Origin of the sequence: Corynebacterium sp. MSK158, assembly GCF_030229085.1 — a bacterium.
Lineage (GTDB): Bacteria > Actinomycetota > Actinomycetes > Mycobacteriales > Mycobacteriaceae > Corynebacterium.
In genome coordinates this window covers 1-20,451 of the sequence record NZ_JASPHJ010000005.1, presented here as the reverse complement: position 1 = coordinate 20,451, position 20,451 = coordinate 1, and the positions used below count along the sequence as shown (strand labels likewise).

Genomic DNA, 20,451 nt, shown 5'->3' with positions numbered 1-20,451 from the left:
GCGGCAGAAGCAAAGGGGTGGACCAGCAGCTGTTGGTCCACCCTCCCTGTGCTTTCTACGGCAGGCGCACGGCAGCAGTAAAGCCGTGGCGCTGTGCAAGGTAGCGCACGACGCAGTCCAGCGCATCTAGCTCTTCGCGGGTGCCGGTCAGCACCTGGTGGCAGCCAATACCGCTGTCTGAGTGGGCACAGGCTTTGCCGCCTCGAGCAAGCGCCGCGACAGAAAGCCCATCCCGGAACCAGCGAGTGCACCACTGAGCGGTCAGTGGGTCATCGCCCGGAATGATAAATTCCGACTCGGTACGGATGCACCGATCCATGGCGCGTTCAATCTCCGAGCGCAGCGAGCGCGGCATCCCGGAAATCTTGAGCACACCGGTAACCACGGTGGCACCACCGTTGACGGAGGGCCACGCGGAGGTGGAGGCCGGCTGTTCAACCGGCGCAGGGTTAACGCACGTATTCATAGCCGATTCTCCCTCGACATAGATCACCACCGCACGAGGCCTGCCGGCCCGGCGCGATGCAAGACGAGCTTCGTCTTCCCCAACGAACTGTCTGATGCGTCTGCACACAATTTTCCTGCGTCACACCTCCCCCTACAACCCTCAACTTTCACTTCAACCCCCGTTTGCTAAACCTCAACCCCAGGTACAGACTGGGACTAAAGTTGCAGGTGAAACCAGTGTTATTAATGTGAAACTTGGCCTTTTCTGTGAACTTCCTAGGCTTGTTCTATATTCTCCACCAGACGGCCTGCTCATGGGCGCGAAAACCCTATTTGACTTACCTCCAACAGCGGCTAGTTACAGGCACGCCGCGATCCCAAGTTTTATGGCTCCTACCGACAAAAATCCTCGATTTTCCCACCCTGCGGGGGGGGAGCCTTCCACCGTGCCGCTTCCCCGATAAAAGGTTATAGACACGCGCTAGCGCACTGGAGGCGCTAGCTCCGCCGAGTCCGGACGCCTACAAGGCGTTCCAGATGGAGGTATTCGTATCGTGCCAGAGTGGCTTGCACCATTCGCCAAAGTCACGGTCCGTGAGCGCCACCATGGCATACTCGCCGGCCACCCAGAGGTAGGTGCCGGACATGCCAAAGTGACCGACGGCGTCGGCAGGCAGGGCGCCCATCCAGTGTTCTTTGTCGCCGTGGATTTCAAAACCAAGGCCCCAGGTACAATCTTTAAAATTGCCGTAGCCCGGGACAATGCCGCGCAGGCCACCAAAATGGACGCGGCGCATATCGGCCACGGTGGACGGGTGCAGCAGCTGCGGATCCTGGACTTCCGCAGCAAAGGCCGCCAAATCTTTCACCGTGGAGACCAAGCCGTGACCGGCCGAACCTTCGAGACGAGTGGAATCCATGCCCGACGGGGTAAGTACACCCTCGCGTAGGTACTCGGCAAAGTCCATGCCCGTGGCATCGGCCACGGTATCTGCGGCCCACTCATAACCGGCCGAGGAATAGATGCGGCGTTCGCCTACCGGCTTCTGCGGCTCTCGGGAGTCAAAGGAAATGCCAGAGGCGTGTGCAAGCAGGTGTTCCAGGGTCGAGCCCTCCGGACCGGCCGGCTGCCCCAATTCCACCGCGCCTTCTTCCACGGCAAGCATCACACCATAGGCCGCAACCAGCTTGGTCACCGATGCCACTGGAAACTCGCGGGCGGTATCTCCTACCGTTTCTATGACCTCGCCGCGGTGCAGCAAAGCACCGGCCACCGTATCCGCGGGCCATTGGCTGATCTGGCTAAATTCACTCATGCCCTCCAGCCTACTGAGCCAAGCCCGCCCAAGGCCCGCACTCTAGGGCCGGGCGAGGGGCAAGGAAGTTAACCGCCAGTTAAGACAAAAAGAACTCTTTATGTAATTGGCCTAGGATCGCTTGCACAGGCGGCAAACATGACGAAGCTTTAAATCATGCCTAATAATTCTCAGAATCAGTCCGCTTCTGCCCGCGGAAACGTCAATCGCCGCCGCTTCCTGCAAACCACCGGCACCGCCGGCGCCGCCATCGCTTTGTCCACCGCCGCCGCCAACTCTGCCAATGCCCAAAGCAGCCTCTCGCCGCGCGTGGAGCAACACATGGTGGAGCCGAAGCTGGGCGAGCGACCCTTCCTCCACGGCGTGGCTTCTGGCGACCCGATTCCGGATTCGGTCATCCTGTGGACCCGCGTGACTCCGGATGCCGATGCCATGCCGGGATCCGGCCTGGGCGAGGCCACCCGGGTGGAGTGGGAAATTGCCAAGGATGAGGGGTTTGGGGACGTCGTCAAGCGGGGCGAAGTGACCACCGATGCCAACCAGGACCACACCGTGCACGTGGACCCGCACGGCCTAGAGCCGGAGACCGTGTACTTCTTCCGCTTTAAGGCGCAGGATAAGTACTCGCCCGTCGGCCGCACCAAGACCGCCCCGGCGCTGAGCGCCTCCCCGGAAGAGCTCACCTTCGGCGTGGCTAGCTGCGCTAACTGGGAGTCCGGCTTCTTCAATGCCTATGGCGATATTGCCCAGCGCGGCCGCGCGGACCAGCTGGATTACATGATTTTCTTGGGCGACTATATCTACGAGTATCCGCAGCGCGAATACGCTGGCCATGGCCCGGTGCGCCTGCACCACCCGGCGCACGAGATTATCTCGCTGGAGGATTACCGCATCCGCTTCGGACGCTACCGCACCGATGAGAACCTGCAGGCCGCACACGGCGCGTTGCCGTGGGTTGTGGTGTGGGATGACCACGAGGTGGCCAACGATAACTGGCGCGAGGGCGCCGAGAACCACACCGAAGGCGAGGAAGGAGCCTTCCTGGACCGCCGCAAGGCCGCGATGCAGGCCTACTTTGAGTGGATGCCGGTGCGCGCAACCAACCCATCCGAGCAGGGCCACCTTTACCGCAGCCTGACCTTCGGTGATCTGGTGGAGCTAACCATGATGGACCTGCGCACCTACCGCGATGAGCAGGTGCGCTTTGGCCCGCGCAAGATGGCCGCCGAAGGCCGCACGATGCTTGGCTCCGAGCAGTACAACTGGCTGCTCAATAAGATTGAAACCTCTTCTGCCAAGTGGAATATGCTGGGCAATTCCGTCATGTTCTCCCCCATGAACCTGGCTACCCTGCAACAAGATGACAAGACCAAGCCGGTTTCTTCCTCGCTGTCTTCCAATATCACCGGAATTCCGGTCAACGGCGATCAGTGGGATGGCTACTCGGCGGAGCGCCGCTTGCTTATCGACGCCCTCTCAAAGCACGACTCCCACACCCTCTTTGTCACCGGCGATATCCACTCCGAGTGGGCGCATAATATCAGCAAGGATGGCCGCATCTTCGGCGCCGAGATGGTCTGCGCCTCCGTGTCTGCGCCCAACGTGAACGAGCAGCTGAAGCTGCCGGAAGGCAATGAGCTTTCCAAGCTGGCTGAACGCTACTTGATGAGCGCCAACCCACACACCCGCCACGTGGATCTGGACCACCACGGTTACAGCTATGTCACCGTGCGCCCGGATTCGGCGGAAATGCACTGGTTGCGCGTGGATAACCTGCTCACCGCCAAGTCCCCGGTGCGCGAGGCCGTGACCATGACCTGGCGCCCGGGTGAGGGCTACACCAAGTAGTTGTAAGTTCTGTCACATGACAGGTACTCGGTGTTAACGAACGAGTAGTACACCTTCGATAGGCAGAGTGAAAGACCCTCTCTGGGGAATTTCACTACCTATCACTCGCCCGCCTGTCGGGCCCCCTTTGGTGCCGCGGATTCTTCCCTAGTCCGCGGCATACTCATAGTCGATGTAGCCGCGCTCGCCGCCCAGGTAGAACGTATCCTGGTCCGGCTCGTTAAGCTCGAGGCCCTCGCGCCAGCGGCGCACCAGGTCCGGGTTAGCGATAAGCTGGCGGCCCACCACTGCGGCGTCCACATAATCCAGCTCGATTTCGCGCTGGGCATCCTCCTTCGAGGTAATCGTGGGGAAGCCATCATTCATAAGCACCTTGGTCACGCCGTTTGCGCGTGCCTTCTGTGCCAGCGTGGCGATGAGCTCGCTGTCCGGCTCGCCATGCAGCAAGGACACATAGGCCAGGTTCAGCGGTGCCAGGGCATCGAGAAGCCCGCCGTAGGTGGCCAGCATGTCTTCCTGATCGTCTTCGATAACACCCTGCACATTGTGTGCCGGGGAGAAACGCACGCCCACGCGGTCGGCACCGATTTCCTCCACCACGGCGCGAATGACCATTTCTGGCAGGCGCCAGCGATTTTCCGGGCTGCCGCCAAATTCGTCTTCGCGCTTATTGGCCAACGGCGCCATGAACTCGTGCAGCAGGTAGCCGTTGGCGCCGTGGATCTCCACGCCGTCAACACCAGCATCAATAGCCCGGCGCGCGCCCTGGCGGAATTCGTCCACGATGCGCGGCAGCTCTTCCTTCTTCAGCTCGCGCGGCACCGGTGCGTCCATCTTGCCAGCGAAGCCACGCACGGTTCCTCCCCAGTCAAAGGCGCTCGGCGCCTCTGGGTTCGCACCATCAATCAGGTCTGGGTGGCTAGTGCGGCCGCCGTGCATGATCTGCATAAACAGGGTGCCGCCTTCCTCATGAACGCGGTCCGCGACGGCGCGCCAGCCTTCTGCTTGCTCGTCAGTCGCAATTCCTGCCTGGCCCGGGAATGCGCGGTTGGTCCACGCCGGGAAGGTTCCCTCCGTAACCACCAGACCAGCCGTGGCACGCTGCGAGTAGTACTTCTGATGCAGCTCGGTAGGAATACCGCTTTCGCCTGCACGCTGGCGGGTCAGTGCCGCCATGGTGACGCGGTTATCTAGCTTGAATCGGCCAAGTTCCAGTGGTTCAAAAAGTGAAGTCATGCCCAGTGCAACGCGCAGCCGGTCCGGACTATTTCACCATTGCCAAAAGGACAATGACACCAGTGTGTATGACAGCTTTACCTCGCCCAATAATGAGCGCTGGACGGACCGACTTACTGTAGAAGGCCAGCCGTACTAGCGCGGCTCTGCCGGGATCTCTTGGCCGGTGCTGCCGGCGGTTCCGGAAGCTTGAGTGCCGTCGCCAGCATCACTTCCGGCAGTGGACGCAATGCCAGCCCCGTTGCCGGAATCGGTCCCGCCGTTGGCGGCACTCGGGGCGGGCGAGGCATTGCCCGTGGCGCCCGCTCCCTGACTACCGCCGCCGGCAGGCGAATCGGTCGCGCCAGCGCCATTAGAGCCTTGCGGGTTGGCGGTCTCCGTGGGAACAGCACTGTCCTCCGTCGGCTCGTCCTGCGTGCCGGTCTCGGTGGTTTCGGGGGTGGGGTTGGTGGAGGGGGCGTCGGAAAGCTGCGAGGAAGAGGCCGCCGCGCCGCTATCGCGCCAATGCTCAGGCGAAAGCCAGCCCGCGTCCGCGTTTTCGGGATTGCTCGAGGCCAGGGCCAAGGCGCCGACGACGAGCAGGGCCAGGATGAGGCCCGTGGTAGAGGCGCGGACTCGGCCGCCAATGGTCGCTATCTTTTGGAACTTGGTATTGGTCTCCAGCGCCCGCCAGATGCCCTGGGTGGGCTCAGGCTCTTTTTCGTCATCATCCGGCAGCGCGGGCTTTCCGGGGCCATCGCTATCTGGACCATCCACCTCGGGCGACTGGTTTTCCGGCTGGGAGTCGGGGCGCGAGCCCTCTCCTGCCGCGGAGGCATCCTTGACGGACTCTTGTGCCGCAGCATTGTCGCCTGCCGGAAGAAGCGGGCGCTGGATTTCGTCCAAGTCGGCCACGTTGTAGTGATCCCAGAACTCGGAAAGCAGCGCGGAGCGGATGGCGCGTTCCACCGCCCACTGGCGGGCGGGGTTTACGGTAACCAATACGCGGTAGGTCACGTGCCACGACTGGCCGGCCGCCTGCGGGGCCACCAGCTGGGTGGCCGGTAGAACCTCGAGCTCGCCATTGACGTCCACGGCGATGGACGGTTCCTGGATGGCTTGCTCGGAAATCGTGCGCACTCGGCGCGTGATTTCCGGCAGGGTCTCGCCTTCTTGCACCGGCACGTCAAAGTTGACCACGGCGCGCGACCATTCCTGAGAATAGTTGGTGACCGCGCCGGCCGAGCTATTGGGCACGGTGACCAGCTCGCCGGTAGGCGTGCGCACCTTGGTGGTGCGCAGGGTCAGCATCACTACGGTGCCTTCCACATCGGTCACGCCATCGAAGCTGACGTAATCGCCCACGCCAAATTGCTTTTCCGAAAGGATGAAGAAGCCGGAGAGAAAGTCCGCAATGATGGACTGGGCGCCAAAGCCCACGGCGGCCGAGACTATCGTCGCCGGCACCGCCGCACCCACCGCTGGCACGCCGAGATTGGTCAGCGCGGCCCAGATGATAAGGAAGTACGCTGCTGCCTGCACGATGTAGACCAGCGCACCGGTCAGCGCCAAGCGCGCCTTGGTGGCTTCTTCCTCTTCATCAAGGCGGTGCTCCATAATGCGGATGGCCAGCCTGCCGATGCGCGGGATCAAAATGCCTATCAGCAATAGCGCGATAAGCGGCAAGCCATGGTCAACAAAGAGGCTCCACAGCTCGTAGGAGTAATACTTCAGATTCATGTCTCTAGAGTAGGGCGCGCGCCTGAAAACTGGGTGCCAGTTTGCTGCCAGCAACCGAGCAAACACTCCCCCTAGCACAGCCACTACTCCCCTATGCCCTGCACAAACTCGTGCATCGGCCGCCTTGTTTGTCTACTGTGTGGGGCATGAAGAAATCATTCCTTATTCCCTTCTTCGCCCTAGCTCTTTTTGCCACCGGTTGCAGCGGCAGCGACGAGACCGCCACCACCATTTCCACGGTCAAAGAAACCGTTACGGAAACGGCCTCCGAGACGAGCTCTACAGAATCCAGCACCGAGGAAACATCCACAGAAGAAGTGACCACGGAAGTAGCAACTACAGAGGCCGCGCAGCACGCCGAACCGCAAACCGAAAATCAGGAAGCCGTGCAACCGGCTACCGAAAACCAGCAACAGGAAAACACCGCGCAGTACCAATGCGCGGACGGCACCTGGGTGGAGTTTGCCGCGTTATGCAAGGAATCAAACGCTCAACCGCCAGTACAAGCGCCCAATGGGCCGAGTGCAGAGTGCCCGGCCTACCTGTGCGGCTATGGCAACGATGCCAATGGCAACCGGAATAAGAGCTCCGGAGAAATCCAGACCCAATATGGCTGCGAGCAAGGCTATATCACGGACCCGCAGCTTTGCGGTGCGGTTGGGCGCTAAGCCTATCTCCTAGTCGCGGGAGTCATAGCGCTTCATGAGGCGATCAATGAGTTCATCAGTAAGCTTGTCATCTTCCAAAATGGCATCAAGGAGGCGTTGAGATTCCTCGTGGGAGGCCTGTTCCTCCTCATTGTAGGAATCACCGGTGAGGTCCACGCCGAAGTCCGTGTCATCACTTTCTGCTACCACTGCGCTGAGCTGATCCACATCGGATTCGAAGGACTCCATAAACTCGCTAGCCTCCGCAGCGGCCTCCTTGCGGCGCTTGCCGGATCGCACTTCCTTTTCAATGCGGCGCTGCAGCGCGGCCTCCATCTGGCGGTGGCGCCAAGAACGTAGGCGGTGCGGCTCTAGGCGGCGGCCCACTGCACGGCTTTTATTTTCGGCTTTCTTGGCCAACACTTTAACCTGTGCGGCGGTGTCATTAATAGGTGCCCAGTCTTGGTAGGCGGGCACGCGCCAGCCGGCCCAGATGCCCAGCAGCGCCAAGAAGATAGAAACTAGCGGCCCGACGATCATGCCCACCGCCATCATGTCGAAGTGGTGGCCCACCAAGACGATGACAGCGCAAGCAACAGCCGGGATAACCGTCGGCTGGTTATCACCAAATACGCTCGGCTCGCGCCCCATCACGATGTCACGAATCATCGATCCGCCCGTGGCGGTAAACACGCCCATCATGATGCATGGAATAAGCGGCAGGCCGTAGGTAATGGCCTTCACCGCGCCGGTGGCGGCCCACAGGCCGGAGACGACGGCGTCGCCATGCGCCTGCAGATAATCCCAGGTCTTGCCCTTGAAGTAGACAAAGCGTGCAATGAGCGCACCGGCAAAGGCCAGGTAAAGGTACTCCGGCTGGCTCATTGCCGCAACGGTGCCGCGGTTAATGAGTACATCGCGCACCATACCGCCGCCCAGGGAAGAAAACATCGCAATGAAGAAAAAGCCGATGATATCGTAGCCGCGCTTGCGCGCCATAGTGCCACCGATAATTCCCATCAGCAGCACACCACTGATATCGGACCAGCGGTAGAGAGATTCAATGAGCGGATCTACTTCAACCATATGGTTATTAGACTTCACCGCCCGCGCTTGTGCAATCAGCACACCCATATGCGCAGATAAACACAAAAGGCGCCGGCACTGCTTGCCGACGCCTCCTTGCCCCCCCTACACCGTGGGGCCAGCGGGGCTCGAACCCGCGACCAACGGATTATGAGTCCGTAGCTCTAACCGACTGAGCTATAGCCCCACGCGGATCACACACCACAAGGGTGAATATCCGCTTATAAAAGAGTAGCCAATGCGGCGCCAAAGACCAATTTGTCCAGCGCAGTGCAGCTCCGTCCGGTATAAGTAAATTATGCGCCACATCACAGTTCCTTTCCTTATCGCCGCTGCCCTGACCTTGTCCGCCTGCTCAGCCGACTCGGACCAGTCCCCCTCCATTAACTCCGACGAGAACTCCTCTAACAGCCAAGACTCCAATGCCAGCTCCAACGAAGACGCCAAGGATGTCATTGGCACGTGGGAACAAAAAATAGGCGAAGGTGACCACAAATCCACCTTTACCGCTAGCGTGACCGAAGAGGTCATCACCGTGGAGTGGGATTACGGCTCCGACAATGATGAACCACTGTGGATTGGAACCTTTGATGCTGCCAAGGCCGCCAAGGGCGAAACGGTAGCCTCCAAAAAAGACGCCGGTGGCGTGGACGCTGTATCCGATGCCATGATGCCGGATACCCTAGATTTCAAGCTCGAAGACGATCAGCTCAAATTCACATTCAATACCGACAATGTCTCACTAGACGTCGCGTTAAAGAAATTTAGCGACGAGCCCAAAACCAAAAATGAGCTCCAAAACACCGATTCCACCCGATCCTTCAAAGACAACACTCTGGAGCTACCCACCGCTACGGTCAAGATCACCGGACACCACGTTATCGATCCGGGCTCCCCTGGAAACCGGATTGGCGATAAGCCCATCATCGTCTTTGACTACGAGATGACCAATAAGACGGACAAAGAGCTGCGCACTGCGGATTTCTCCTCGCTGTTCACCGCAATCCAGGATAACGACGAGAACTCCATCAATGAGCTCAAAACCGGTTTTAGCGAATACATCGATACTGACAACATGTTGGACAAGATCAAAAAGGGCGGCACGGTCAAGAGTTCCGCCGCCTTCGAGCTTGATGACCTCACCACTCCAGTAGAACTGGTAGCCAGGGAAAAATACGGCGAGGAAGAAGTGGGCTCGCAGACCTACAAACTGGAGGAGTCTACCCCGATGGATCCCGCGCCAAAGGACGAAGACTCGAGCCCGGAGTTACCCAAGAAAAAAGAGAAAGACACTCATTCCATCTAGCTCCAGTTCCGAGGTGGAAATGGTTGCCCAGCCTTAATCCCACTCAACTCGAGGCGGTTCGAAACTAGGTCTATGCAAACGTTACCCCTGCTTTTACCTCCGGTTTCTCCACAGCATAGAATCATCAGTGACATTGACCCCGATGTTACTACTTCTGTGATGGGAGATACATATGGCGACACTAGATTCCCTTTTGGTGCCCGGCGCGGTGGAACTGCACGGCACTGCCAAGGACTGGCGAGTAGCTATCCGGCTTGCAGGATCGTTGCTCGAAGACGCAGACACGATCACCGCAGACTACACGGAAGCAATGGTGCACTCCGTGGAGGAGACGGGCCCCTATATCGTGGTTGCGCCGGGATTCGCCTTTGCACACGCACGGCCCTCGGAGGCGGTGAAAGAGACATCGCTGTCGTGGGTACGCCTAGATGAGCCGGTGAAATTCGGCCACGATTCCAACGATCCCGTCGACTTGGTCGTAGCGTTTGCCGCGCGCAATGACTCCGAGCACTTGCACGCGATGAAACAACTGGCAAAACTGCTTGCTACCAAGCGTGACGAGCTCGATCGGGTGGAATCCGAAGAGGAACTCCGGGCGGTGCTCACTGCAACCACGCAAAGCAAGAAGCAGCCGGCGGCCAAGCCCCAACAAGCATCCGAGCCTCAAGAGGCAAAGCATACGGCCGCAGATTCTGTCGCGTCCAAGGGAAAGATCCTCACCGTATGCGGCAATGGCCTGGGCACTTCGCTCTTCCTTAAGAACACGCTCGAGCAGGTCCTGGACGAATGGGGCTGGGGACCGTACCTGAATGTAGAAGCCACGGACACCATCTCCGCCAAGGGGCGTGCGAGCGAGGCAGATTTTCTGCTCACCTCCGGCGAAATTGCCGCAACGCTTGGCGATGTCGGCGTTCCCGTCCATGTCATTAAAGACTTCACCTCTATGTCTGAAATCGATGGGGCTCTGCGCGAGCTCTATGACATCTAAGGAGCATCCTCATGGACTTTCTTCTTGCTATAGCGAACTTCCTGGTTAATGAAATTCTTTCTGTACCAGCATTCCTCATCGGCATCATCACCGCGGTGGGACTGGCAGCAATGGGACGCGGCACCGGCAAAACCATCGGCGGCGCCATCAAGGCTACGCTCGGCTTCCTTCTTATTGGCGCCGGTGCAGGCCTAGTCACCGATTCGCTCGAGCCGCTCGGCGCCATGATTACGGGCGCTACTGGCGCGCAAGGCGTGGTGCCAACCAATGAGGCAATCGTAGGCATTGCACAAGACCAGTTCGGCAGCCAGGTCGCCTGGATCATGATCCTTGGCTTTGTGGTCTCGCTGCTCCTCGCCCGCTTCACGCCCATGAGCTACGTATTTCTTACCGGCCACCATGTTCTCTTCATGGCGACGCTGCTCACGATGGTGCTCGCACCTGCCGGGTACTCGTCCTGGGTCGTCATCGCCTTCGGCGCTGCCCTACTCGGCATCCTTATGGTCTCGCTCCCGGCTATCGCCCACCCATTTACCCGCCGCATTACCGGCGATGATTCCGTCGCCATCGGGCATTTCGGCACGGCCGGGTACTTGGCCGCCGGTGGTGTGGGCAAGCTGGTGGGCGGCAAGGGCAAGAAGATGTCGCCCTCCACTGAGGATCTCAAGCTGCCAGAAGGCCTGCGCTTCCTGCGCGATTCTATGGTGGCAACCGCGCTATCCATGGCACTGATGTACGTGGTTCTCGCCGTGCTTTTCATTGCCCGTGCCGGTTCTGAAGAAGCCTTCACGGCCTTCCCTGATGGCGCCACCGATGTGGGCAATTTCTTGATGCAGTCCGTCACCCAAGGCCTCCAGTTCGGCGTGGCCGTGGCCGTCATCCTTTTTGGCGTCCGCACCATCCTGGGTGAGCTCGTACCCGCATTCCAGGGCATCGCCGCCAAGGTCGTGCCCGGCGCGATCCCCGCACTGGATGCGCCGATCGTCTTTCCCTATGCCCAGAACGCAGTTCTCATTGGGTTCATTTCCTCCTTCCTCGGCGGACTTGTCGGCCTTGCAGTCCTTTCCACCTGGCTCAATCCGGCCTTTGGCATTGCGCTGATTCTGCCTGGTTTGGTGCCGCACTTCTTCACTGGCGGCGCAGCAGGCGTTTACGGCAATGCCACCGGTGGGCGGCGCGGTGCCGCATTAGGCGCCTTTGTTAATGGCCTCATTATTACCTTCCTGCCGGCATTCCTCCTCGGTGTCCTTGGTTCCTTCGGCTCCGCGAATACCACTTTTGGTGACGCTGACTTTGGCTGGCTCGGCCTGCTGCTGGGCTGGTCCATCCACGCCGATGGTGCCTTGGGCCTCGTCTTCATTGCCCTTATCGCGCTGGCCATTTTGGCCCTGGGCTGGGTGTGCCAACGCAAGCTTGTCGACGCCCACTGGGACCCCACTCCCCACCGTCCTTCCCCCACCAGCAACGCCGATGCCGCCGCAACCAGCGGTGCACCCGGCGCGGCTACTTCTTCTGGAACAGCCAAGAAGTACCCGAAGGTGCTACCGCCCGAAGGTGCGCCAGTTCCACCCGCCGGCATCGATCACTAGCCGCGCGCCACGCCCCGAAGGGCGCTACAGTATCCCTATGCAGCGCCCTTCCTTATTCCCCGTAGCGTCCATCCTTCTCGCCGCTGGCCTCACCGTGAGCGCCTGCGGCACCGGCTCCGATTCCGATAACAACTCCGCGCCGGAAAACGAGCCGGCCTTCTCCACCGCACAGGACAATAGCTCTGCCGCGGGCGAAGCCGAAGAAGAATCCAGCCCGGAGAAGGACACGAAGCAACGCCGCACCGAGACGGTCACTAAACAGGCCGAACCGGATCAGCCCGCTCCGCCAGCCGGCGGCAACCACAACATCAATGTGGGCCAGATTGGCGGCTACTGCGGCACATCCTCGTCTGGCGATTCTATCGACGCCGGCGATGCCACCTCCTGTGAATTCGCCGCCGCGGTCTTTGACGCCGCGATGCAGGCTAGCTACACCATGCGTTCGAAAGATCCCACAGTAACGGCGGTATACCACGCAGATATCACTGCCAGCAGCCCAGTGACCAAACAGTCCTATAACCTGGATTGCCGCATGGGCAGCGACCAGCGGGTGCTCACCTGCGAAAAGCCCGGCGATAAAACGGTGCGCGCCTCTTTTGAAACCGCGGACCGAAGCGTGTGGACCAAGCGCGTGGCCACTACCAATTAACCGCTACTCCAGGAACTAACCAGACCGAACTAGATCAACCGTTCAGCAAACCATTCTGCAATGAAGCCTTCCTTCTTATCGCGCGCAGCGGCCACGGTTTCAACGAGCTCCACAATCTCTTCATCGGCGATTGGCCCCAGCCCAAAGCCTTCGATTTCTAAATAGGTGGAGGCACATACCCAGGCGATTCGCTTATTGCCGTCGACGAATGCATGCGCTTTTGCCAGATAGTGCAACAACGCTGCAGCCCTATCCAGTGCAGATGGGTGCAAGTACTCGCCGCCGAAGGTCTGTAAAGGGGTGGCCAATGCTGACTCAAGTTTCGAGCGGTCGAGGAGGTTGCCATCCCGACCGATGAGTTGATGGTTCAGTCGAACTACGTCTTCCACCGGAAGGCAATACTCATTCATCGGGTTGCAAGGATCTCAAGAGCGCCCTTCCAGCGTTCTACTGAAGCTTGCAAGCGCTGCTGTAGGTCGGCACCGGAAAGATTCTGCACAGAAAGCATAGGCCGCGTCGGCCCTTCAGCACCACGAGCTTCCTGCAAGGCATAGTATTTTTTCATTTCCAGCTGCGAAATCGGCTCGTTAGCATTCGCCTCGGGGCCCATCTGACCACGAGCGACGATCCATGGACGTTCCGAGTGCGTAAGTTCAATCAATTCATCGGATGTCTTATCACCATAAAAGGCAATCACGGCATCGATGATCTTTTCGGCTTCGTCCCCTATAGCCTCTACATCAGCTCCCGGTAACACCGTAGAGGTTTTCTCGGAGCGTTGATATTTATTCTCGCGATAGAGGTCGGGTTCAACCGGACCGTCTTTCCACGCCTGAAACTCATTCGAGACAAGAGGTCGCCCGTACCAGCCCAGGCTCCATGCTTGGCAGTAATACGTAAGCTTCTCCAGCTTCCACGCATCGACCCACCCCAGTTTGTTGTAGATAACCTGCGCGACGTCTACTGCTGTAGCCATGACCCCTCCTCTCATAGTACGAAACAATTTTTACGTGTATAAAGCCAAAATTCTTAAGCCAGTATAGCCTTCCTCATCTGCTATATGAAGGCCACGGCAGCTCCACGTCCACAGGCACGCCGGCGAGGGTGTCCAGCGATTTCTTGAACTCGGCAAGGTCGAGGCCTACCTCCTTATAGCCTCGGCCATGGCTTCGGGGATGCATTCGGCACGGGTGCGAAGGGAGGCACCATCGGCAGTCAGGGCAGCGAGGGTGCAGCGCCCATCATCGGGGTCGCACCAGCGCTCCACATAGCTCTGCTTTTCCAGGCGCTTGAGCAGCGGCATGAGCGTGCCACTATCCAGGCCCAGCAGGGAGTCGATGAATTTTCAGCGGCACCGGCTCATCCGCCTCCCATAGCACCAGCATGACCAGGTACTGCGGATAGGTCAGGCCTAGATCCACCAACAACGGGCGGTAAGAGCGCACCGCTACCCAGCCCCTTACCCACGCCGCCCATGAGGTCTGTCCCTACTCCAACGCCACCCGCGGCAATATCGAGGTCACCGTGACCGTCGTCGAAGACTAGCGTTCTTGCGTACAATCGGCGGACGTACAAAGACCCGATAGAAAAGGAGTCATTATGGACGCCGTTTACACCACCGAAGCACTCTCCACCGGAGCGGGCCGCGACGGCCGCTCTGTGGTTAAGGATTCCGATCTGGACTTCACCATGACCGCCCCGAAGGAGATGGGCGGCAGCGGTGAGGGCGCCAACCCGGAGCAGCTCTTCGCTGCCGGTTACGCCGCTTGCTACCACTCCGCACTGAAGGCAGTGGCCAAGGACAAGGGCGTTGACGTGGAGAATTCCTCCGTCGGCGCCCGCGTTAACCTGGGCAAGAACGACGAGGGCTTCTACCTCGGCGTTGACCTCGAGGTCACCATCCCAGGCGTTGAGGATGACAAGGCACAAGAGCTTGCCGACGCCGCCCACCAGATGTGCCCTTACTCCAAGGCCACCCGCAGCAACATCGAAGTCAACGTTGGTGTTGCACAGGACTAATTTCTATTCCTCTCCCCAGCCTACGCCGCGCCACTAGGCGCGCAGCGTGGGTATTTTTATGCTTTGTACGGCCTCTTTTGTCGACGCCCGAAGACCCCTCGGCACCGCAGCAAGGCCAAAACCTTATTTTTTTAAAATCGTCGATTTTATCAATTAGCCCGCCAGCTGGAGCGCCTAATTTATAAATTCGTCGATTTTTAACAATTAGGGTTCCTCTCGGGCTTCCCTTAACCGCACTAATTGATCGGTTTGGACCTCGCTAAAATAGTCCCAGACGAGCTCGAGCGAGCTGAACTCCTTACTCGCCTCCCTACGCTCCGATTGGGGTCGACCATCAGATTGAAGTAATTTTCCAGTTGCCTCTGCACACACAGGGACGAGTTTGCTGATTATCCTTCAAGAGCCCTAGATAACTCCACATTCTCGTAATACGCAGAATGTGATTTAACGGCATCGCTCACGTCGTGATTGACCGCAAACGAGGCGTCCAGGCCCTCGAAGCCTATCGCCTTCCTGCCGCCCATCGCTGCAGAATACAGTCGACCAAGAACCACGTCATTGTGGAAGTGATAGTTGTGAACTACACCAGATAGGGCTTCACCAACAGAATCCCGCGTCGCATCTTGACCAATGGCCGCACCTTGAAGATACACGGCTTCAACGCGTACCTCATTCTCAGTTCCGGCAGCGCCTGCTAGCGCAGTAGCGAGGTTGAGCATGACGCGGCCACCCAAGCTATGCCCCCCTACGAGCACCACGGATTCCAGGTTGGAGCGCTGAATAATTGCGGCGAGCGCCAAGGCAGTCTTATTCGCACGGTTAACTGCAACCGTCCACGGGTTCTTGACCAAATCCAGGGCGCCTAGTGCGAAACCAGCAGGCCCCGCTTTCTTCGCCAGCTTCTTGCTAGCATGCTTTACCATTCCCTTGAGAACAGCCCCACCAGCGAGGCCAGCACCTGGAGCTAGGAAACCAGCAAGCTCCAGCATTTCCTTGCTGCCCCAATTCACCAGGTAAATCGGAGAATCGGGGGACGCAGCTTCAACCGATTTAACTTCGGTATGCCAATCCAGCTTCTTCTCAGTGGTAAAGCCACGGGCGATGAGAACGGGCGTGCCACCCCCCCTGCGGACGCACTGCATATCAAAGGAGTCATCCTCACCGACATAAGAGTTAAGCGCCTTTACTCCGTATGCGGAGCCGAGCAGTCCACCGGCAGCAGTAACGACCAGGCTTCCGCCAGCCACCCCAATCCGCCTGAGGCTAGGGAGCCGAAGCCAAGAGCTGCTAGGCCAGCATTGTGGGCAGCAGCGCCAGATAAGCCAAGAATCGTGGTCCCATAAGCGCTGCCTACCATCGGTGCGGCAACCCACCCACCGGCAACTCCGAGAACTAGAGCGCCGGCACCAACAGCAGCAAGCTTGGCCGCGCGACCAACATTGGCTGCCTTGAATTCACGGAGCTCACGCCACTGGGTGAGGTCATCAATGCGGTGATTAAGGCACTCAAAGTCCGGAACCTGATGAAGGTGTTCTGCACACACGGCCGGCAAAGCCACCAAGCCCAGGCCAGCAGCGGCGAAGTTATCACACTGGGGCACGGTGCAATGGGACGTCGCCGAACCACAGTTCTCGCACACGTACAGCGATTTGGACTTCGATTTCCTGTGGGTGGATTTGGTCAAGCAACGAGAGCACCAGCCTTCTTCGGTGTCGCCACTCAGCGTGCCCATGAGCTCGGTCAAAGTCGTGGCCAACTTTGCCGGAGCAATAGCTTGCCCCCTAAGCTCTTGTACCTCTCCCCGTGGCGCTTGACTGCGCGCTTTACCGCCTTAGCAGCGAAGTCTCTTTGATCTTCTGGGCTAATAAACTCGTTGTTGAAATTGAAATCTGGGCCCGCTTAAAACCGAGTTCTACGACCGTAAGCGCTGGCCAACCCGCGATGCCGAACGCAAGGCCGTTGCTTACTGGATTGAAGTAGTCTACAACCGACGACGCCGGCACTCCGCACTCGGGATGGTCAGCCCCGTCGACTTCGAGAACCGCATTGGTCTAACCACCAGCAGAAAAGAAATAGCTGCCTAACCACTAGGTAGCTCCACTACGTGTACACGAATTGCGGTCAGCCCCCAAGCACGATTCAAACTTTCCAGGTTCTGACCTAGGCTCGTCCGAACGTTTTTCTTTTCCCTCTAAAGAAAAAGGACACCCTGCACAGGCGGGCATCCTCTCAACTTTAGGCTCCTCTATTCGCAGGCGACGCCGTCACCGTCTCGATCCAAATTCGAGCTATAGCCTGGTTGACCGGCGTACAACGGCGCCGCACCTGCAGCGCGAGCGGCTGCACAATTAGGGTAATAGCTGGCTGCTCCACCATCACCACCAGCCGATTCACCACCACCATCATTGATTGACTGCTGTTGAATCACTGGCGCAGGAGCAACGAATCCATGCACACCACCATCCGCATCCGAATCGGCATCCCCGTTCACATCTACTACTTCTTCTGCCGCTTCGGCAGGACTTACCTGCGGATCCAGCGTTGGCTCCTCAAACTCAACTGGGGCAGTAGATTCCGGTGCTTGATTTAGCGTCGAGCTTTGGACGGTTTCGGAAGCAGTAGTGGTTACCGTTGCGGTTTCTCGCACTGTAGTAGTTTCAGTGCTCTTCGTTTCGTCGGCGTCGGAGCATTGACTGAGAAGAGAAGAGACGACAAAAAGAGCAGCGATGCTGCCTACAATTTTCTTACCGGAGGCCATAAGTTTCCCCAAGAGATGAGATTGTATTTAATTGACGCTTCAACTATAGCTCGGAGCGACTCTCCCACCTATTTACATATACGCGATTTAGAGCTCATATCTTCGGTAACCTATTCATTTTCCCACTCTGATGAGCTTTCATCTGAATCGCTTTCACCTCGTGGTCGGGACTCCCCCAAACCCCTACCCACCTCACCCCGATACTTCTCCAGCAGGACCTCCAGGTCGGTGAACAGGGCCGAGCCGTACTCCGAGTGACGCAGGCCGAACTCGACGCTGGTGGGAATGAAGCCGGCGGGATTGCCGAGGTCATAGCGGATCCCCTCATGAGCCACAACATGGACGGGATGCCCCTCGGAGAGGAGGAGAGTGATGGCGTCGGGAAGCTGCAGCTCCCCGTCCTTGCCGGGAGTGATACGGCGGAGAGCGCCAAAAATCGTACGGTCCAGAAGGCAGCGACCGGTAGCCACCATATTCGACGGCACATCCCCAACCGCTGGCTTTTCCACCATGCCCACAACCTTCTTCACCCGATCATCGTCAGTAACCTCAACATCAAAGACGCCATAATTCGACACCTGCGGCGGCCCCACCTCCACCGCCAACAACACCGAACCGCCATGCTCTTGGCGCACCCGAATCATCTCACCCATGGCGGCGGTGGGCTCAATGACCAAATCGGGAAACACGACCGAGGAATAGTGCCCGTCGGCATCTAAGATTTCGTCCGCATCCCCTTCTATTCCTTAGCTCCGTACCCATGTCACGCAAAGCCTTGTTTTACATCACGGTGCGCCATTAAAGCCCCATCCAAAGGAGAATTGGGCTTTCCAACATCTGAATACCCAAACCCGTTGTCTACCACGACTACTGCTCTAGCGGCCCTAATCTACGGATCCATCTCCGTGCTGATGTACATCACCAAAGCAGAGTTTGGACCCAAACGCCTCATACCATCTTCGATTGCTTTGCTACGGGACTGTAGTAACTCCAGCGTGATGGCCAAGATTTTCAACGGGCTCCGACACAGGAAAATAGCCAGGCCTATTCTTCCTCTTCCCTCTTTCTGGCCTGTCTGCGCTCGCGCCCCCGAGTGCGTTTTGCTTTGCGGATGTCTACGACCCAACGCGGAACAAAAGGCCACGGAAGCGGAACCCCGAACCCACCTGTAAATCCAACGGCTCCGAGGACGAAAGCTGCCATGAGCGCAACCTTCAGCACCGTGCCAACAAATTCGGGAGGGTTAGCACCATCGACCAACCCTGCGATACCGCCAACACCCAAAACTAGCGTGCTATAAGGATAATAGAAGAGGACGCCATCACTTACTGCACCTTCCCAGGCGAGTTCGTCGTACCACTTTTCTGATCTGGGGTTCCTCCGCACATATCGGATGTAGTAGGTCCAGTAGAGCACCATGACAAGTACTAACCCGGCGTATACGAGCAGCCCAATAATATCGCCGTCCATAAAATAGGCCTCCCGTGGCTGCTGGTTGCGGTATGTAACCAAACGCTACCAGCGTCTGCTGGGTTAAGGCATGAAACGAAACGACATACGGATGCGCACAACGCCAAGGCCCAGGAAAATATGAAAGACCGACCAATTGTGATGCTTGTAGCCTTGCGGCTAGGAGGCTTCTTGCCTTTAATCTGTCCGGATTCCCCCAAAAATCCGTACCACACAGACGCCCCGCCTTCCCCCTGCTCACCAGCGAGTCTTCTGCCACCGCCCAGCTTGCCGACGCCCCACCTAACCACCCCCACCCCTCGTACTGCTTCGTACCCTGTGCCCAGCGTCGACCCAGTACTTTGAGACAAGACTCCACCACCTTTTCTACAAAGAATACAAGAGCCTGAGCTGGGCCCTTACTTAGCAGACTTTCTCGTATAGATGGCGTCCCAACTTCTTCGTTCCACTTTCCCAATCTCGTCACAAGTCGGGCCACGCATCACGGAGGTCAATTGCATACGGAACCTTCAAAAATCCCGATACCAACCGAGCAACAACCACAGTAGGTAAAGCCGGAACGGTTCCCACTACAAGGTCAGGTTGAAACTCAGCGACAATCTTCCGCCTAGCAGCAGCTGCCCAGAGCATCCCCAACGCAACAGTGCCTTGATGCTGAATTCTCAGCGATAAAGAACGGCCAGCAGGAACAAAACCTGTCCTCAGTATCTGCTCGCCCTTCTCACCGCATTCAATGGATTTTGCTGGTTTAAAAGGTTGCTTCCTTAGCCAAGTTCTTAAATTCACCTTTCTACTGAAGTTTGGAGGCGGTGCGATTACTAGCACCTAGTGACCAGCATTTACGAGGATTTCACTAATCCAAGCAAGTCTTCGCTGGGGAACACCAATTTCCGGAGCCCAGTAGGCTCACAATCAGTACACGCATCCCAAACCTCTCTGCTAAAACCGTTCAAGCCTCACTAAATCCGGAAGACCTCAACTTGTCAGCAAAACAATACCATTCGCTCCACGAAGGACTTCTCAACTTCCACTACTTAAGGAACATAAACCTAGCCATGAGCTGCTGGTTTGTCTGTTTAACCGATGGCCTATATAGTTAATTCTCGTTGCACAGAGAACCGCAAGTTCAATGTACAGCGTACGCATAATCCTCCATAGCTCAGTTGGCAGAGCATTCGACTGTTAATCGAAGGGTCACTGGTTCGAGCCCAGTTGGAGGAGCAAAGTTCCCGCTTAGTAACACTAAGCGGGATTATTTGCGTTTTGTCTATATTTCTTCAGGGCTTCAATCTTTAGGGCCTAAACGACAGAATGTGTTGTTTTGCGGCGTGTCGGGCTAAACGACATTTTGTGTTGGTGGAGTTTAGCGTATG

General features: G+C 58.1%; 22 protein-coding genes, 2 tRNA genes and 1 pseudogene. 10 read left to right on the top strand and 15 right to left on the bottom strand.

Annotated features, from left to right (window positions below):
* Positions 1 to 55: 55 nt before the first annotated feature.
* Both QP915_RS05305 and QP915_RS05300 read right to left on the bottom strand, forming a co-directional pair.
* Positions 56 to 466 (bottom strand): hypothetical protein, encoded by a 411-nt coding sequence (locus QP915_RS05305; protein WP_051138330.1) that lies wholly within the window; start codon positions 464 to 466, stop codon positions 56 to 58.
* A gap of 502 nt (positions 467 to 968) precedes the next feature.
* A complete protein-coding gene (locus QP915_RS05300) occupies positions 969 to 1,763 on the bottom strand; it encodes a serine hydrolase domain-containing protein (protein ID WP_023021124.1) in 795 nt (264 codons plus the stop codon).
* Between the two features lie 156 nt (positions 1,764 to 1,919).
* Here QP915_RS05300 and QP915_RS05295 point away from each other — a divergent pair, with 156 nt between their 5' ends.
* Positions 1,920 to 3,611 (top strand): alkaline phosphatase D family protein, encoded by a 1,692-nt coding sequence (locus QP915_RS05295; RefSeq protein WP_284768438.1) that lies wholly within the window; start codon positions 1,920 to 1,922, stop codon positions 3,609 to 3,611.
* 147 nt (positions 3,612 to 3,758) lie between these two features.
* Here QP915_RS05295 and QP915_RS05290 read toward each other — a convergent pair whose 3' ends face one another.
* Both QP915_RS05290 and QP915_RS05285 read right to left on the bottom strand, forming a co-directional pair.
* Positions 3,759 to 4,847, bottom strand: a complete 1,089-nt coding sequence (locus QP915_RS05290) for an alkene reductase (RefSeq protein ID WP_284768437.1) — start codon at positions 4,845 to 4,847, stop codon at positions 3,759 to 3,761.
* 135 nt (positions 4,848 to 4,982) lie between these two features.
* Entirely contained in the window at positions 4,983 to 6,566 is a 1,584-nt protein-coding gene (locus QP915_RS05285) for a mechanosensitive ion channel family protein (RefSeq protein ID WP_284768436.1), read from the bottom strand.
* Between the two features lie 146 nt (positions 6,567 to 6,712).
* On the opposite strand from QP915_RS05285, the gene QP915_RS05280 reads away from it, so the two are divergent.
* The gene (locus QP915_RS05280) at positions 6,713 to 7,234 is read left to right on the top strand and encodes a hypothetical protein (protein ID WP_284768435.1); all 522 of its coding nucleotides are present in this window, start codon (positions 6,713 to 6,715) and stop codon (positions 7,232 to 7,234) included.
* Between the two features lie 9 nt (positions 7,235 to 7,243).
* Here QP915_RS05280 and QP915_RS05275 read toward each other — a convergent pair whose 3' ends face one another.
* Positions 7,244 to 8,299 (bottom strand): trimeric intracellular cation channel family protein, encoded by a 1,056-nt coding sequence (locus QP915_RS05275; RefSeq protein WP_284768434.1) that lies wholly within the window; start codon positions 8,297 to 8,299, stop codon positions 7,244 to 7,246.
* A 113-nt stretch (positions 8,300 to 8,412) separates the two neighbouring features.
* A tRNA-Ile gene (locus QP915_RS05270) sits at positions 8,413 to 8,486 on the bottom strand.
* A gap of 111 nt (positions 8,487 to 8,597) precedes the next feature.
* Between QP915_RS05270 and QP915_RS05265 the strand changes: the two genes are divergently transcribed.
* The 4 genes from QP915_RS05265 to QP915_RS05250 all read left to right on the top strand — a co-directional run bounded on the left by QP915_RS05265 (position 8,598) and on the right by QP915_RS05250 (position 12,831).
* Positions 8,598 to 9,605 (top strand): DUF5067 domain-containing protein, encoded by a 1,008-nt coding sequence (locus tag QP915_RS05265; RefSeq protein ID WP_284768433.1) that lies wholly within the window; start codon positions 8,598 to 8,600, stop codon positions 9,603 to 9,605.
* Positions 9,606 to 9,777: 172 nt separating this feature from the next.
* Positions 9,778 to 10,593: a PTS sugar transporter subunit IIAB gene (locus QP915_RS05260; RefSeq protein WP_284768432.1), complete on the top strand. Its 816-nt coding sequence runs from the start codon at positions 9,778 to 9,780 to the stop codon at positions 10,591 to 10,593.
* Between the two features lie 11 nt (positions 10,594 to 10,604).
* Positions 10,605 to 12,182, top strand: coding sequence for a PTS ascorbate transporter subunit IIC (gene ulaA, locus QP915_RS05255; protein WP_284768431.1), 1,578 nt, complete (start codon positions 10,605 to 10,607; stop codon positions 12,180 to 12,182).
* Between the two features lie 37 nt (positions 12,183 to 12,219).
* Positions 12,220 to 12,831 (top strand): hypothetical protein, encoded by a 612-nt coding sequence (locus QP915_RS05250; RefSeq protein ID WP_284768428.1) that lies wholly within the window; start codon positions 12,220 to 12,222, stop codon positions 12,829 to 12,831.
* 29 nt (positions 12,832 to 12,860) lie between these two features.
* Here QP915_RS05250 and QP915_RS05245 read toward each other — a convergent pair whose 3' ends face one another.
* The 4 genes from QP915_RS05245 to QP915_RS05230 all read right to left on the bottom strand — a co-directional run bounded on the left by QP915_RS05245 (position 12,861) and on the right by QP915_RS05230 (position 14,276).
* Positions 12,861 to 13,220: a type II toxin-antitoxin system death-on-curing family toxin gene (locus QP915_RS05245; protein WP_284768426.1), complete on the bottom strand. Its 360-nt coding sequence runs from the start codon at positions 13,218 to 13,220 to the stop codon at positions 12,861 to 12,863.
* A gap of 17 nt (positions 13,221 to 13,237) precedes the next feature.
* Positions 13,238 to 13,807 (bottom strand): Panacea domain-containing protein, encoded by a 570-nt coding sequence (locus QP915_RS05240; protein ID WP_284768424.1) that lies wholly within the window; start codon positions 13,805 to 13,807, stop codon positions 13,238 to 13,240.
* Positions 13,808 to 13,972: 165 nt separating this feature from the next.
* Complete coding sequence (locus QP915_RS05235; protein ID WP_284768422.1) at positions 13,973 to 14,134, bottom strand: winged helix DNA-binding protein; 162 nt, start codon at positions 14,132 to 14,134, stop codon at positions 13,973 to 13,975.
* 10 nt (positions 14,135 to 14,144) lie between these two features.
* Complete coding sequence (locus QP915_RS05230; RefSeq protein WP_284768420.1) at positions 14,145 to 14,276, bottom strand: winged helix DNA-binding protein; 132 nt, start codon at positions 14,274 to 14,276, stop codon at positions 14,145 to 14,147.
* A 13-nt stretch (positions 14,277 to 14,289) separates the two neighbouring features.
* On the opposite strand from QP915_RS05230, the pseudogene QP915_RS05225 reads away from it, so the two are divergent.
* Together QP915_RS05225 and QP915_RS05220 are read left to right on the top strand one after the other, a co-directional pair.
* Positions 14,290 to 14,376, top strand: a pseudogene (locus QP915_RS05225) (organic hydroperoxide resistance protein); the annotation flags it as partial.
* 54 nt (positions 14,377 to 14,430) lie between these two features.
* Positions 14,431 to 14,850, top strand: a complete 420-nt coding sequence (locus QP915_RS05220) for an organic hydroperoxide resistance protein (RefSeq protein WP_284768419.1) — start codon at positions 14,431 to 14,433, stop codon at positions 14,848 to 14,850.
* Between the two features lie 389 nt (positions 14,851 to 15,239).
* On the opposite strand, the gene QP915_RS05215 is transcribed toward QP915_RS05220, so the two are convergent.
* Together QP915_RS05215 and QP915_RS05210 are read right to left on the bottom strand one after the other, a co-directional pair.
* The gene (locus QP915_RS05215; protein ID WP_284768418.1) at positions 15,240 to 16,097 is read right to left on the bottom strand and encodes a DUF726 domain-containing protein; all 858 of its coding nucleotides are present in this window, start codon (positions 16,095 to 16,097) and stop codon (positions 15,240 to 15,242) included.
* Positions 16,034 to 16,450, bottom strand: coding sequence for a hypothetical protein (locus QP915_RS05210; protein ID WP_284768417.1), 417 nt, complete (start codon positions 16,448 to 16,450; stop codon positions 16,034 to 16,036). Before QP915_RS05210 ends, QP915_RS05215 begins: the two co-directional genes overlap by 64 nt.
* Before the next feature lie 289 nt (positions 16,451 to 16,739).
* On the opposite strand from QP915_RS05210, the gene QP915_RS05205 reads away from it, so the two are divergent.
* Positions 16,740 to 16,934, top strand: coding sequence for an integrase core domain-containing protein (locus QP915_RS05205; protein WP_420361664.1), 195 nt, complete (start codon positions 16,740 to 16,742; stop codon positions 16,932 to 16,934).
* A gap of 161 nt (positions 16,935 to 17,095) precedes the next feature.
* On the opposite strand, the gene QP915_RS05200 is transcribed toward QP915_RS05205, so the two are convergent.
* From QP915_RS05200 to QP915_RS05190, 3 genes are all read right to left on the bottom strand, one after another.
* Positions 17,096 to 17,620 carry an excalibur calcium-binding domain-containing protein gene (locus QP915_RS05200; protein ID WP_284768415.1) on the bottom strand — a complete coding sequence of 175 codons (525 nt, stop codon included), beginning with the start codon at positions 17,618 to 17,620 and terminating at the stop codon, positions 17,096 to 17,098.
* A 98-nt stretch (positions 17,621 to 17,718) separates the two neighbouring features.
* Entirely contained in the window at positions 17,719 to 18,330 is a 612-nt protein-coding gene (locus QP915_RS05195; protein WP_337887915.1) for a sugar phosphate nucleotidyltransferase, read from the bottom strand.
* A gap of 322 nt (positions 18,331 to 18,652) precedes the next feature.
* On the bottom strand, positions 18,653 to 19,078 hold the full coding sequence (locus tag QP915_RS05190; protein WP_284768413.1) for a hypothetical protein: 426 nt from the start codon (positions 19,076 to 19,078) through the stop codon (positions 18,653 to 18,655).
* Between the two features lie 1,148 nt (positions 19,079 to 20,226).
* On the opposite strand from QP915_RS05190, the gene QP915_RS05185 reads away from it, so the two are divergent.
* A tRNA-Asn gene (locus QP915_RS05185) sits at positions 20,227 to 20,299 on the top strand.
* Positions 20,300 to 20,451 lie beyond the last annotated feature (152 nt).